This window comes from Christiangramia sabulilitoris (genome assembly GCF_007050985.1).
GTDB lineage: Bacteria > Bacteroidota > Bacteroidia > Flavobacteriales > Flavobacteriaceae > Christiangramia > Christiangramia sabulilitoris.
This window is the reverse complement of sequence record NZ_VHSF01000002.1, coordinates 246174-258855: the sequence shown is the minus strand read 5'-3', so window position 1 is coordinate 258855 and position 12682 is coordinate 246174. Positions and strand designations below refer to the sequence as shown.

The 12682-nt window shown below is 38.8% G+C and carries 14 protein-coding genes; 3 read left to right on the top strand and 11 right to left on the bottom strand.

Annotation, left to right across the window (positions count from 1 at the left end):
* Positions 1 to 75 precede the first annotated feature (75 nt).
* From yidC to FGM01_RS07600, 4 genes are all read right to left on the bottom strand, one after another.
* Positions 76 to 1929 carry a membrane protein insertase YidC gene (gene yidC / locus FGM01_RS07615; RefSeq protein WP_143410562.1) on the bottom strand — a complete coding sequence of 618 codons (1854 nt, stop codon included), beginning with the start codon at positions 1927 to 1929 and terminating at the stop codon, positions 76 to 78.
* Between the two features lie 43 nt (positions 1930 to 1972).
* The gene (locus FGM01_RS07610; protein WP_143410561.1) at positions 1973 to 3616 is read right to left on the bottom strand and encodes a CTP synthase; all 1644 of its coding nucleotides are present in this window, start codon (positions 3614 to 3616) and stop codon (positions 1973 to 1975) included.
* Positions 3617 to 3732: 116 nt separating this feature from the next.
* Complete coding sequence (locus FGM01_RS07605) at positions 3733 to 3972, bottom strand: DUF3820 family protein (RefSeq protein WP_143410560.1); 240 nt, start codon at positions 3970 to 3972, stop codon at positions 3733 to 3735.
* Positions 3950 to 4348 carry a response regulator gene (locus tag FGM01_RS07600; protein ID WP_143410559.1) on the bottom strand — a complete coding sequence of 133 codons (399 nt, stop codon included), beginning with the start codon at positions 4346 to 4348 and terminating at the stop codon, positions 3950 to 3952. Before FGM01_RS07600 ends, FGM01_RS07605 begins: the two co-directional genes overlap by 23 nt.
* A 248-nt stretch (positions 4349 to 4596) precedes the next feature.
* Between FGM01_RS07600 and FGM01_RS07595 the strand changes: the two genes are divergently transcribed.
* Entirely contained in the window at positions 4597 to 6132 is a 1536-nt protein-coding gene (locus tag FGM01_RS07595) for a GH3 family acyl-acid amido synthetase (protein WP_143410558.1), read from the top strand.
* Here FGM01_RS07595 and FGM01_RS07590 read toward each other — a convergent pair.
* The 3 genes from FGM01_RS07590 to FGM01_RS07580 all read right to left on the bottom strand — a co-directional run bounded on the left by FGM01_RS07590 (position 6129) and on the right by FGM01_RS07580 (position 8061).
* On the bottom strand, positions 6129 to 6698 hold the full coding sequence (locus FGM01_RS07590; protein WP_166435202.1) for a M48 family metalloprotease: 570 nt from the start codon (positions 6696 to 6698) through the stop codon (positions 6129 to 6131). The genes FGM01_RS07595 and FGM01_RS07590 overlap by 4 nt on opposite strands.
* A 234-nt stretch (positions 6699 to 6932) precedes the next feature.
* Positions 6933 to 7397 carry a DUF4168 domain-containing protein gene (locus FGM01_RS07585; RefSeq protein ID WP_143410556.1) on the bottom strand — a complete coding sequence of 155 codons (465 nt, stop codon included), beginning with the start codon at positions 7395 to 7397 and terminating at the stop codon, positions 6933 to 6935.
* Positions 7398 to 7605: 208 nt separating this feature from the next.
* Positions 7606 to 8061, bottom strand: a complete 456-nt coding sequence (locus FGM01_RS07580) for a DUF1801 domain-containing protein (RefSeq protein ID WP_143410555.1) — start codon at positions 8059 to 8061, stop codon at positions 7606 to 7608.
* Between the two features lie 123 nt (positions 8062 to 8184).
* On the opposite strand from FGM01_RS07580, the gene FGM01_RS07575 reads away from it, so the two are divergent.
* Positions 8185 to 8919, top strand: coding sequence for an SOS response-associated peptidase (locus FGM01_RS07575; RefSeq protein WP_143410554.1), 735 nt, complete (start codon positions 8185 to 8187; stop codon positions 8917 to 8919).
* Here the strand turns inward: FGM01_RS07575 and FGM01_RS07570 are convergent.
* Genes FGM01_RS07570 through FGM01_RS07555 form a run of 4 tightly spaced genes read right to left on the bottom strand, consistent with a single transcriptional unit; the run spans position 8908 to position 11775 of the window.
* Positions 8908 to 10092 (bottom strand): MFS transporter, encoded by a 1185-nt coding sequence (locus tag FGM01_RS07570; RefSeq protein ID WP_143410553.1) that lies wholly within the window; start codon positions 10090 to 10092, stop codon positions 8908 to 8910. The two genes, FGM01_RS07575 and FGM01_RS07570, sit on opposite strands and share 12 nt — an antisense overlap.
* A 12-nt stretch (positions 10093 to 10104) precedes the next feature.
* Positions 10105 to 10464: a cupin domain-containing protein gene (locus FGM01_RS07565; RefSeq protein WP_143410552.1), complete on the bottom strand. Its 360-nt coding sequence runs from the start codon at positions 10462 to 10464 to the stop codon at positions 10105 to 10107.
* 2 nt (positions 10465 to 10466) lie between these two features.
* On the bottom strand, positions 10467 to 10961 hold the full coding sequence (locus FGM01_RS07560; protein WP_143410551.1) for a DUF4440 domain-containing protein: 495 nt from the start codon (positions 10959 to 10961) through the stop codon (positions 10467 to 10469).
* Position 10962: 1 nt separating this feature from the next.
* Entirely contained in the window at positions 10963 to 11775 is an 813-nt protein-coding gene (locus tag FGM01_RS07555) for an alpha/beta hydrolase (protein ID WP_143410550.1), read from the bottom strand.
* A gap of 147 nt (positions 11776 to 11922) precedes the next feature.
* Here FGM01_RS07555 and FGM01_RS07550 point away from each other — a divergent pair, with 147 nt between their 5' ends.
* A complete protein-coding gene (locus tag FGM01_RS07550; protein WP_143410549.1) occupies positions 11923 to 12666 on the top strand; it encodes a PepSY-like domain-containing protein in 744 nt (247 codons plus the stop codon).
* Positions 12667 to 12682 lie beyond the last annotated feature (16 nt).

Genomic DNA, 12682 nt, shown 5'->3' with positions numbered 1-12682 from the left:
GATTTGTTGTTTATTGTTTGAATTAGAAAGCCCCTTCAATTGAAGGGGCTTTTTTATTGGTATGCGCTAAAAATATTAGCGCTTTTGGTTCTTTTGTTGTTGCTCAGCCTGCTCCATCATATCCTGGAACTTCTTGGTAAACCTGTTCTGTTTCTTAGGTTTCTTCTTATTTTCCTGGATCTTGGCGTGAATTTTATCTTCATCTATGATCACATATTTTATCACTAACATAATACCAATAGTAATAAGGTTAGAAGTAAAATAATACAGTGATAATCCACTCGCATAGTTGTTGAAAAAGATCAGCATGATTAGCGGCGAAAGATACATAAGGAATTTCATGTTAGGCATTCCCGGTTGCTGTTGAGCCTGCATACTCTGTCCCGTAGTCATCATCATATAAATGAAGATAGCAATAGAAGCCAGGATTGGGAATAAACTTACGTGATCCCCATAAAAAGGTATATTAAAAGGAAGCTCAGCGATCGTATCATAACTGGAAAGATCATCTGCCCACAGGAAATCTTTTTGCCTTAATTGAAAAGCACTTGGGAAGAACTGGAATAAAGCATAAAATACAGGTATCTGCATTAGTGCAGGCAAGCATCCACTCATAGGGCTGGCTCCCGCCTTGCTATAAAGCTTCATGGTTTCCTGCTGCTTTTTCATTGCATTGTCCTTGTACTTTTCACTAATTTCATTGATCTCTGGTCTCAGGATCTTCATTTTCGCCTGTGACAGGTAAGATTTATAGGTAACCGGTGATAATACTATTCTAACTACGATGGTCATCGCGATAATTGCCAGGCCATAGCTTGGAAGTACTCCCGCCAGAAATGCAAAGAAAGGGATAAAGAGATATTTATTTATCCATCCAAAAATCCCCCATCCAAGAGGAATCACTTCATCCAGGTTACGGTCATAATCATTCAGGATCTTATAATCTGAAGGACCATAGTACCAGTTCATATTATAATTAAGTTCACCGGCTTTAAGATCCAGTGGAATGGTGGAGGCAAAGGTTTTCGTAAAAACCGTATCTATTTCCTCATCTTCCACCAAATTCTCTACTTCGAATCTCGCTTTCTTAAATGGAGTGTCAGTCAATAGGATAGAGGAGAAGAAGTGTTGTCTGTAAGCTATATAGCTAACGTTTTCTTCTTCATCATCACCACTGTTCAGGTTATCATCATCGCCACCATCATATTCATAAATAAGATCTGTATACCTGTTTTCGTAGGAAATACTTTTGGCATGACGGTATCCTTTAAGTTTCCAGTCCAGTACAGGAGATTCAGCTGTATTCAAAACCCCGGTTAGCCCCTGGGAGCGTACGCTGAAGTCCATCATATATTCTCCCGGACGCATGGAGTAACGATATTCGAGGAATTCATCTTCAGAAACCTTCAATTTCATCGAAAGTATCTGGTTGCCATTATTTTCAGTAAGCTGAGGCTCAAAATACAGATTTTCAGTATTTAAGGTCCTGCCATCAGTAGTGCTGAACTTTAAATTTAAAGAAGCGTTACTGTCTTTAATCAGATAAACCGGGATAGAGTCAAAAGTTTTAAATTTCTTTAATCTCGCTTCCTCAATATATCCACCTTTATTTGAGATCTTCAACTCCAGAAGATCGTTAGAGATAGTGGTTGTACCACCCTGTGCTGAAGCTAAAGTTTCTGAATATCCAAATGCTCCCAGTCGTCTCTGGGCGTCTGCCAGTGATGTAGAATCATTTTGTACAGGTTCTGCTGAAGGATCTTGAGCAGCTACCTCATTATCCTTTGTGCTGTCTTCTACCTGCTCTGTTGTCTGTGGTTCTTCAACCGCTGTTTCTTCAGGGGTATTGTTGTATAGCATCCATAACAGGATACCTCCAATTAGAATAAATCCAATGATAGATTGAATATCTACTTTCTTTTCTTCCATTATTTAATTTTGCTTAATCTTTCCAGGTCAAAAAAATGGCCAATTATTGTTTCTGTGCCATCTTGGCATTTTCATTTTTTACAGCATGCTCATGGGCAGCTTTAACAAAGGATACGAACAGTGGGTGAGGATTTGCTACTGTGCTTTTATATTCGGGGTGGTACTGTACCCCAACAAACCATGGATGATCTTTTAGCTCAACGATCTCTACAAGTTTGGTTTCAGGGTTCACTCCTGTACTTAGCATGCCTGCATTTTCCAATTGCTCCTGGTATTTATTATTGTATTCGTATCTGTGACGGTGGCGTTCTTTAATTTTATCTGTGCCATAAACTTCAGAGATAATAGAACCTTCCTTTAATTCACAATCCCAGGAACCAAGACGCATGGTGCCTCCTTTATGGGTAACCTCTTTCTGAGCTTCCATAAGATCGATCACCGGATGTTTTGTTTCGCTATCCATCTCGGTTGAATTTGCACCTTTTAACTGCAATACATTCCGGGCAAATTCTATCACCGCCATTTGCATTCCTAAACAGATCCCCAGGAATGGCAATCCGTTTTCACGGGCGTACCTTACGGCGTCTATTTTACCCTCAATTCCGCGCTCACCAAATCCCGGCGCTACCAGGACACCATCTAGATGACTTATTTTATTGTGAATGGTGTTTTCATTGATGAATTCTGAATGTATATATTCCACATTCACATATACTTCATTCTCTGCACCGGCATGGATAAAAGATTCCAGGATAGATTTATAAGAATCCTGCAGCTCTACATATTTCCCAATAAGACCAATATGCACTTCGGCTTTAGGGTTCTTATGTCTTTTCAGGAACTGGTTCCATCTATCCAAATTTGGCGTAGTCTCATCTGGCAATACCAGTTTTTTCAATACCACCGTATCCAGGCCTTCCTTCAGCATCATATTGGGTACGTCATATATCGTAGGAGCATCTATACTTTGGATGACCGCCTCCTGGCGAACATTACAGAATATGGCCAGTTTCCTGCGAATATCGTCTGATAGTTCATGTTCGGTTCGACACACCAGGATGTCTGCCTTAATTCCACTTTCCATCAAAGTTTTTACACTATGTTGGGTAGGTTTAGTTTTCAACTCCCCGGCTGCAGAAAGGTAAGGCACCAGTGTAAGGTGGATTACCAGGGCGTTGTCATCACCTAATTCCCACTTCAGTTGTCTTACAGCCTCGATATAAGGCAATGATTCAATATCACCAACCGTACCCCCAATTTCGGTGATTACGATATCATAGTCACCGTTTTGGCCAAGGATCTGAATACGTTCCTTGATCTCATTAGTGATATGTGGAACTACCTGAACCGTTTTTCCCAGGAATTCACCGCGGCGTTCTTTTTCGATAACGCTTTGATAGATTCTTCCGGTAGTAACATTATTTGCCTGTGATGTATTTACGTTTAGAAAACGCTCATAATGACCAAGATCAAGATCTGTTTCGGCACCATCTTCTGTAACATAACATTCACCGTGTTCGTAAGGGTTTAAGGTGCCGGGATCTACATTTATATATGGATCCAGTTTCTGAATAGTAGCTTTAAAGCCCCTTGCCTGCAACAATTTTGCTAAAGAAGCTGCGATGATCCCTTTTCCCAGGGATGACGACACACCTCCGGTAACAAATATATACTTGGTATTGGCCATTTTAATTCTCGTTTGTTGTGTTGTTTATTCAGGGCGCTAAATTACAAAGAAGAATAGAAAAAGCAGACAAATTGGAAAGCTATTATTAAGAGCTTTTTAACGTGCGTGAACGCGGCTTATCTGGGTTTGGGATAGCGCATTCTTATCTGTCTGAGAAGACCTTCCAGACTGTTTATCTTTAATTCAAAGACCTGTTGCATCTGGTCTCCAAGCTTTCCGGGAGGAAAACCTTTCTGCCTGAACCAGACATAATATGGTTCGGGAATGTCTGAAAGATAGTAGTCTTTATACTTGCCAAAATGCATTTTAGCATAGGCGAGTTCTAAAAGTTTATTAGGATCTGGTTGCAAGTGCAGGTGGGTTCAAATATTCTGAAATTTCAGCGAACTTTTTCTTATTCAGTGGTTTGATCATATATTTTTGAACGAAAGGATATTCTTTGGCTTTTTCGATATCTACTTTACTGATGCTGGAGGTTAAGATGATAATTCTATGATTTATATTTCTTTCCCTGAAGGCTTCTAAAAAATCCCAGCCATTCATTACCGGCATATTCAGATCAAGAAAAATTAAGGCGTTTTCATCTTCAGAAATCGTTTCAAAAGCTAAGGTTGGATCTGTAAAATCTATAACCGCTCCTTTATAGCCTTCTAATTCCAGCAATTTTTTGGTGATAAAATTTGAAATTGGTTGATCATCTACCAGATAAATCCTGCCTGTATTATCCTCCATTACTGTGATGCTGAATTATTTAAAAAGCCAGTTTCGCCTGGCTTAGGTTTACAAATGCAAATATTATCTTAATTTTTTAAATTTTCAGAGCATCCGGGAATTTTAACTTAATGAAGTTGTTTGTCAATTCATTGCAGAGTTTATCAATGTATTCAATGGAAACTTTTGGCGTTAAATATTTGGTAATGCATACGGCTTCTCGGGATGGTATTTTTAGTTTTAAGCTTTCAAATTTATACTATTAGAAGATGGCGATATTCGGATCTATTATCAAAAGCGTTATTGATCTTAAAGAGACCCTTACTCCAGAGGGAGAGGCTGTAAAAGATCAGGAAGAAGTATTAACCAGGCTCTTGAAAAAGGCTAGAAATACGGCATTTGGGAAGCATTATAAATTTGATGAGATCCTTGAGGCTGAAGACGTAAGAAAAGCTTTTGCTGAACGGGTTCCATATTTCGATTACAACAAGATCGATAAACAGTGGTGGCATAAATATCATGATGGGGAAGAGGATGTTACCTGGCCCGGAAAACCGCCATATTTTGCCCTTAGCTCCGGTACCACCGGTAAATCAAGTAAGCGTATTCCGGTTACAGATGAAATGGTGGAAGCTATCAGAAAAGCCGGTATTAAGCAGGTGAGTGCACTTAGTAATTTTGACCTGCCATCAGATTTCTTTGAAAAAGAGATTATGATGCTGGGAAGTTCTACAGATCTGCATAAAGAAGGTGATCATAAAGAAGGAGAAATTAGTGGAATAAGCGCCAGTAATATCCCTTTTTGGTTTAGGAGCTATTATAAGCCGGGGGAGGAAATTGCTAAAATAGACGAATGGGACGACCGGGTGCAAATGATCGCTGAGAATGCGAAGAACTGGGATATTGGTGCCCTAAGCGGAATTCCTTCCTGGATGGAATTGATGCTGAAAAAAGTGATAGAGTACCATAACCTGAAAAATATACACGAGATCTGGCCAAATCTTCAGGTTTATGCTTCCGGAGGTGTGGCCTTTGAGCCTTATGAGAAAAGTTTTAATGCCCTTCTGGGAAAACCCATTCAGGTGATTGACACCTATTTGGCCTCTGAAGGTTTCCTGGCATTACAGGACAGACCCGATACTCATGCCATGAGATTGATTACAGATAATGGGATCTATTTTGAATTTGTGCCATTTAAACCTGAATATATCAATCAGGATGGCTCAATTACCGAAGATGCCCCGGTGGTTCCGCTGGAGGAAGTAGTAGAGGAAAAAGACTATGTACTTCTTATTTCAACCGTAAGCGGTGCATGGAGATACTTAATTGGGGATACTATTAAATTTACTGACATTGAAAGAAAGGAAATACGCATTACGGGTAGGACAAAATTCTTTTTAAACGTTGTAGGTTCGCAACTATCGGTGAATAAAATGAATGATGCCGTGCAGGAACTTGAAGATAAATTTGATATCAGGATTCCTGAATTTGTAGTTGCAGCAAAAAGGGGAGAAGATGGTGAATATTACCATTACTGGTACCTGGGTAGCGAGGATAAAACCAATGATGATGAACTGGCAGAGGCGCTGGATGAAGCCCTTAAAAGTGCCAATAAGAATTATAAAGTTGCACGGTCCAAAGCACTGAAAGGAGTAAAAGTGACCAGTATAGATCCCAATTTATTTCATGAATGGAATGCGGTTAATAAGAAAAAAGGAGGCCAGGTAAAGATGGAAAAGGTGATGAATGAAGAAAAGTTTACCGAATGGGAAAAATTTGTCAAGGAACAGAAAGCGGTGAACTAATCTGGTACTTCGTTAATCAGGACCATGATCTCTTCCGGTGAAAGGTAAAGATCCTGGATTCTATTCTTGTAGGTGTCTGATAGCCGCGAATGATTTATGATAAAATTTTTGGTCGCAATGATCTCCTGTCCAAGGCCATGATTAACGGCATAGGTATCTGCGACCCTTTCGGCCTCACGTATATAATTGTCTGAAGTTAGATATCTTACACCGAACCAAACCATCTCCAAGGCAGATCTATCCCGGTAATCCATGATATGACCTAGTTCGTGCCCCAGCCATCCTATAAGCACCTCAGAGGGAACTGCAGTAACATCAAAGACTTCATCTTCTATTTTAAACTTTTCGTTCATATAGATGACATAGCTTCGGTTTTTCCGGTTTTTAAGTAAACCACCTAACTTTGGCTGCGCCTGCATGAAAGATTTTTTGATCTTCTTTTTAAATTTAAATTCAATCGGGGTATCTCTCAATTCCGGATAATGTGATAAGGCGACATAAGCTTCTCTCCAGATCACATCTGGTACTACTTTATTTTTGAACTTTAAACTGTCTTTTTGTTGCATGTTTGATTGCTGTCCATAACAAACAGGTAGTAATATAAAAAAGCTTAAAAAATAAATTATCCTTTTTAGAGTGTTTGCCATGTGATTATTATTGAAAATGAAAATACAACAAAATTGATGCCTTGGGAAGTTTAAGGTTTTAAAATAGACTTAAATTCTGGGGAGATTATATTAAGATTTTCCCATAAAAAAAGCAGGCAAGTGCCTGCTTTTCATCTAATACGTTCAAAAGATTTAACTTTTCATGATCTCCTGAAGCCTTAGTTGTAAATCTGTATTACTTCTAAGTGCCATTGCGACCTGCTGATATCTTTCCATGCTTAGATCTGAATCTTCAATCACTTCCTGCATTTTCTTTTGAATTACCGGTTGAATTTCTTCAATTTCGGCAATGACCTTCTGATATTTCTTCTCCTCCTCGGTAGTAGTATTTATTGCTTTGGAATCTTCCATTTTTGCCTGATGTATCTCATTGAAACGTTCAATTTCCAAATCTCTCTCTTCAACCACGGCAATCATCTCCTGTTGCACCTGCTGATTCATCATTCGCATTTTCTGAAATACTTCAGCAAATTCAGTCAACTCTGCATCACTCACTTCTATCTGCTGTTGTTCCTGAGGCATAGGAGTATTTTGCGCCGATATGGACGCAGTTCCCAATGCAATTACAAATAACAGACTACTAAATAATTTTTTCATTCTTCTAATTTTATTGTTCAAGCCATTAAGTGCGAAAATTATGCCTGCCTTTGGTTGAACATAAATCTTTAAGACAATAAACAGGTTGGTTAAGGAAGGTTTAACAGCTTTAAAAGCTAATGTTAAAATTAGAATTTCAGAATACGTTTAAATTGGCCGTAGAATTGGTACAACCTGAGATTAAGTCAGTGTAATTAATTGAAATTAATTATCTTTTAATATTTTTTTCATACGTAGCGATCCAATCCTCAGCAGTTATTTTACCTGATAGTTCGGCAATTAGATCGAATGGGATCTCGTCTGGTTTTTTAAATCTTATGCAGCTTTTTCCCATGTCTGGTTTTTTGCCGACAGTCTTTTTATATTCTGCCTGGAACCAATCCAGTAATTCTTTATCGGCATAGATCCCCATGTGGTACACTGCGATAAAATTTTTCTGTGAGGCAAGACTCATAAATGGGAGAGGTAGATCAGGGTCGCAGTGATATCCACCGGGATACAATGAATGTGGAATCACATAACCAATCATTCCATAATTTAAAGTCTCCACGAAACCTTCCGGAAGATTTTCTTTAATGACAGATCTTAATCTTGCCATAGGTTCTTTCCTGTCTTCGGGAACCTTTTCTAAATAATCTTCAGGAGAATCGGCTTCAATTTTCATAATCGAGTAAATAAGATGTGTTTAACAAATTTAGAAATTAATATGCAATAGTTTTAGCAACCTAACCAGGGCTAACAATTCCAGGGATTTAATTCATGGTTTATTATCTTTAAAAGAAAAATCATGTGTTATCAGAAATCATTAAATCAATCTCAGGATAACCTTACCCGATACATGGATAAGCCACCCATCGATGAAGGAATATTTGAGCCCTATTTTTTGAATGACGGATTCACTCATGATAAGGTATATATTATTCCCATGAATGAACCCGGCCACTGGTATCCTGCAAACTGGGGTCTCGTACCTTCTTATACAAATCCTGAGGATTTCTATGCCAATAGAAAATATAACACCCTGAATGCCCGGGATGACAAAATTTTCGATTCGAGAATCTATGGTAAGCCAATCAGGGAAGGCCGGTGTCTCATTTTTGCAGATGGTTTTTTCGAACCGCATCATGCTGCAGGTCAAAGTCAGCCATATTTCTGTTACCTCGAAGAAAGTAGAAACTATGAAGATCGTGAAATATTTACCTTCGCTGGCATTTATAATATAGACAAATCTGGAAATTATTCTACTTCCTTGGTAACCGTGGACGCTAATCCTCTTTTCGAAAAAGTCCATAATAAAGCCAGGCGAATGCCTTTGGTTCTGGACAGGAAATTTGAATCTGAATGGATAAGGGAAGGACAACCGGAAACAGTAATTAAAGATATTATGGGAGAAGGTTTTACCTCCAGATCTTTTACCGCACATCCGGTTATAAACTATAGATTAAAGAAAAACCGGGATTTGAAAAATACGAGGAAGGTGATCGAGCCGGCAGAAGCCCTGGACAAAGAGTTAAGTCTTTAAATTTTTGTTTCTGAATAGCGCCAGTAATCCAAAAACCGGCCCCGGAGCTAAAAAAATTAATAACCACGCAGGGGAAATTTCAGCAGAGATATAATTAAGTAACTGTATACTTACAATCGTTATGCTAAAGCCAATACAATTTACGATCGTAAGTGCAGTTCCCCGAGCATCTGGATCTACATTCCGGGCCACCAAAGTAGAAAATAAAGGAGAATCTGCAATCACAACCAGGCCCCAGAAGATGAGGAAGCAGATCAATAAAATTTCAGAATCCAGAAAGAATATGACAGGGGAAAAACAACAGCAGATTCCGGATAGAAACAGGGCTGAACCTGCGGTTTTTTTTAATCCTTTTATTTCAGAAACATATCCACCAAGAATACAGGCGACTCCCCCCAGGCCTATGATCAAAAAGGAGCTTAGGGCAATACTGAAATTTGCGGAAGGATTAGTTTGTTTGTAGAAGCTTAAAATAACCGGGATAAAGGCCCAGAAAGCATATAACTCCCACATATGCCCGAAATATCCAAACGCGGCAGACCGAAAATCGGTGTTCCGAAAGACCTTGAAAATAAGCCCGAAATCTTTATTTAATCTCCTGGTGCGAAAGGGGCCGTCTGGAACCAGGAACAGGATCAATATTCCACCCAGTAAAGTTAAAATTGAAGTGCTGTAAATAACCCAGCGCCAGGCTAATTCTATTTCGGTAGAGACCGCTTTGAGCAAATGCGGAAAGGCAGTGCCTAATACCAGGGCTCCCACAAGGTATCCAAGTGACCTTCCCAAGCCTTTTTCAAAGTAATCTGAAGCGATCTTCATTCCTACGGGGTATATCCCGGCCAAAGCGTAGCCGGTTAAAAATCTGAAAAAGATCAGGCTAAAGAGATTATTGTTTTCGAACAAAGTTCCCAGGTTAAATATAGCTCCCAGAAGCGCACAAAAGAAAAAGACCTTTGAGGGTGAAAACCTGTCTGCTATGCTAAAAAAAGCAAAACTTAAGGTACCCAGGATAAATCCAAATTGTACAGCAGAAGTCAAGTGCCCGAGTGAGGCAGCTCCAAGGGAAAATTCCATCAAAAGATCTGGCATTACTGCATTTCCTGCGAACCATAAAGAGGTACAGCAAAATTGGGAAAGAACAATTATTGGTAAGATCCTGGAGGGAATTTTCAAATCTGGTAAAGCTTATAAAAAGGCCTGGTTGTTATTGGTAAGGTCGTGCTGCTCATTTCCGGTATGTTTAGTGGTGGCAGGTTCGAATAGCATTACCCAAACTTCCTCTTCAGCTACAGGGCGGTGTTCAACACCGCGAGGCACGATGAGAAATTCATTTTCTTTCAATTCCACTGTACGACCACGAAATTCGATCTTTAGAACCCCTTTTACTATATAAAACATTTCATCTTCTTCATCATGAGAGTGCCAGATGAAATCACCTTTTAATTTCGCAAGTTTCACCTGTTGGCCATTTAATTCCCCAACGATCCTGGGATTCCAGTGATCTAAAAACTGACCGAACTTTTCCTTGACGTCGACTTTCTTCATGATTAATCCGGATTTTGATGGTCGTAGCTTAGAACACGTTGGAGTATCCATGTATTATTTTTAAGCAACCATACATGGGTGAACTTTGCCGAACTCGTTTTATATAATTCTTTTTTAGGTTCCTTAATGTAAAAGTCGTGAACTGCTTTCTGAATAGCGCCATATAGTTTGCCATTTTCGTATAAAGGATATACTTCCATGCTTCCTTCAACTAATTTTCTAATGGGCTTCTTTTCAGGATTATTGCAAATATTATTACGTATCGCTTCAAGGAAATCCTTTTTGGTGGTACTCAAACCACCCTGGTCGTGATAGAACTCAAGGTCGTCACTTACAAAATCTTCAAATTCATGTATTTTACATTGGTTAAATCCAACATCGAATAATAAACTGTCCCGGGCTTTTAACTGCTGGTATAATTCGGAATCGCGGCTCACCTGCGCCGAAATATTCCCGCAGGCTAGAATTGTAATTATAACCAGAAAAAAATACTTCATATTAATTTGATGATTCCTGCATTAGCCAGAGATATGATTCTATAAAATGCCTGCTCCACATGCTTTCGTTATGTTTTCCACCTTCGACATATTTCACCTTAAAATTTTGAGATTTTATACCCTTATCCTGCAATAGAGAGATCATCTCTTTTAGATCTGGTATAGTCTCCTTAGATTCGGCAGTTCCAGCCAGAAAATAAAATCTGGTATTATTATTCAATTCGGCTTTTTCTGCAAATTCATAGATCTTTTTATTAAACCAAAAAGAGGGAGAATAAACCCCAATCATTCCAAATGTATCCGGGTATTTTAAAGCGGCATAAAAAGATATAAGACCACCCAGAGAAGATCCAAAAATACCCGTGTTTTTACGACCTGGTAGAGTTCGATATGTTGAGTCTACCATAGGCTTTAATTCCTCGAGTATAAAATCCAGATAATCATCTGCTTTTCCTCCTCCATATTTTTTATGCGGAAAGGGAGTTAGTTCATCAATTCTTTTATTCCCTCCATGTTCAATACCAATGATGATAGACTCTGGACTGCCAAGGCTATCCAGGCTTTCGTCAACCTGCCATTCGCCTACATAGGAAGTTTCTCTGTCAAATAAATTCTGCCCGTCATGCATATAAATAACCGGGTACCTCTTGTCTAATTCATTATAGGTTTCAGGCAGGTAGACCCAAATTCTTTTGACCGTATCCAGTTTTTCGGCCTTTAATTCAAAAAAGGAGACATTACCGGAGGCGGTGCTTTGCGACGAACCATTAAAGGTTATTCCCAGTAGTATGAGGATTAAAAATAGTCTGGACATATAATGTTGATTTACTAAGGGTCAAATTAAGCTTAAGTTTAAATAAAAAACAATTTTATAATTAACAGGCCTGGTTTAATATAGGAAACTAATAATATTGTTGCAGATATTACGTTTAAAGGGAAGTAAAAATCGAAATACAGAACGATGATAAAATTGAGAAAATATGTATGGTTACTGGGAGGAATCGCCTTGCTGGTTTCTTGTAGTGATGACGATACAACCCGTGAAAATGATGTGGATCTAGATGCTCGCTTTTTCAATGCAGATGTTCACGTTGCAGTTTCCAGTCTGTCCCAGGATATTCTTAATTATGTTAGTAGTAATTATCCTGATCTTACCATTATTGAAGCGGAATTAGAGGATAACGGTAATTTTGAGATATATCTTAGTAATGGCCTGGAATTAATTTTCGATTCCGCCGGCAACTTTCTGGGAATAGACGATGATGAGAATGAAGATTTTGATGATGAGTATATTCCTGTAGAAGAGATTCCCCAGAATATACTGGACTTCATAAATTCAAACTTTCCGGGCATTGAAATTGATGAAGCCGAGCGGGAGAATAATGGTAATTATGAGATAGAATTAGAGAATGATGTGGAATTGATTTTTGATGCTAACGGGAACTTTCTTGGCCGGGCTGAAGATGAGAATGAAGATGATGATGAGGACGATGAAGACATCGACCCGGCAAACCTGCCACAAAACGTCCTCGATTATATTTCAGAAAATTACCCTGATAATACAATTATAGAAGCTGAAATTGAAGATGATGGTGGTTACGAGGTAACCCTCAATAACGGAGTAGAATTGGAATTTGATGCCGCGGGTAATTTCCAAAGTGCAGAAGACGGGAATGGTGAAGACGAAGAGAACGAAGACGATTAAGTTGTAAAAGAAATCA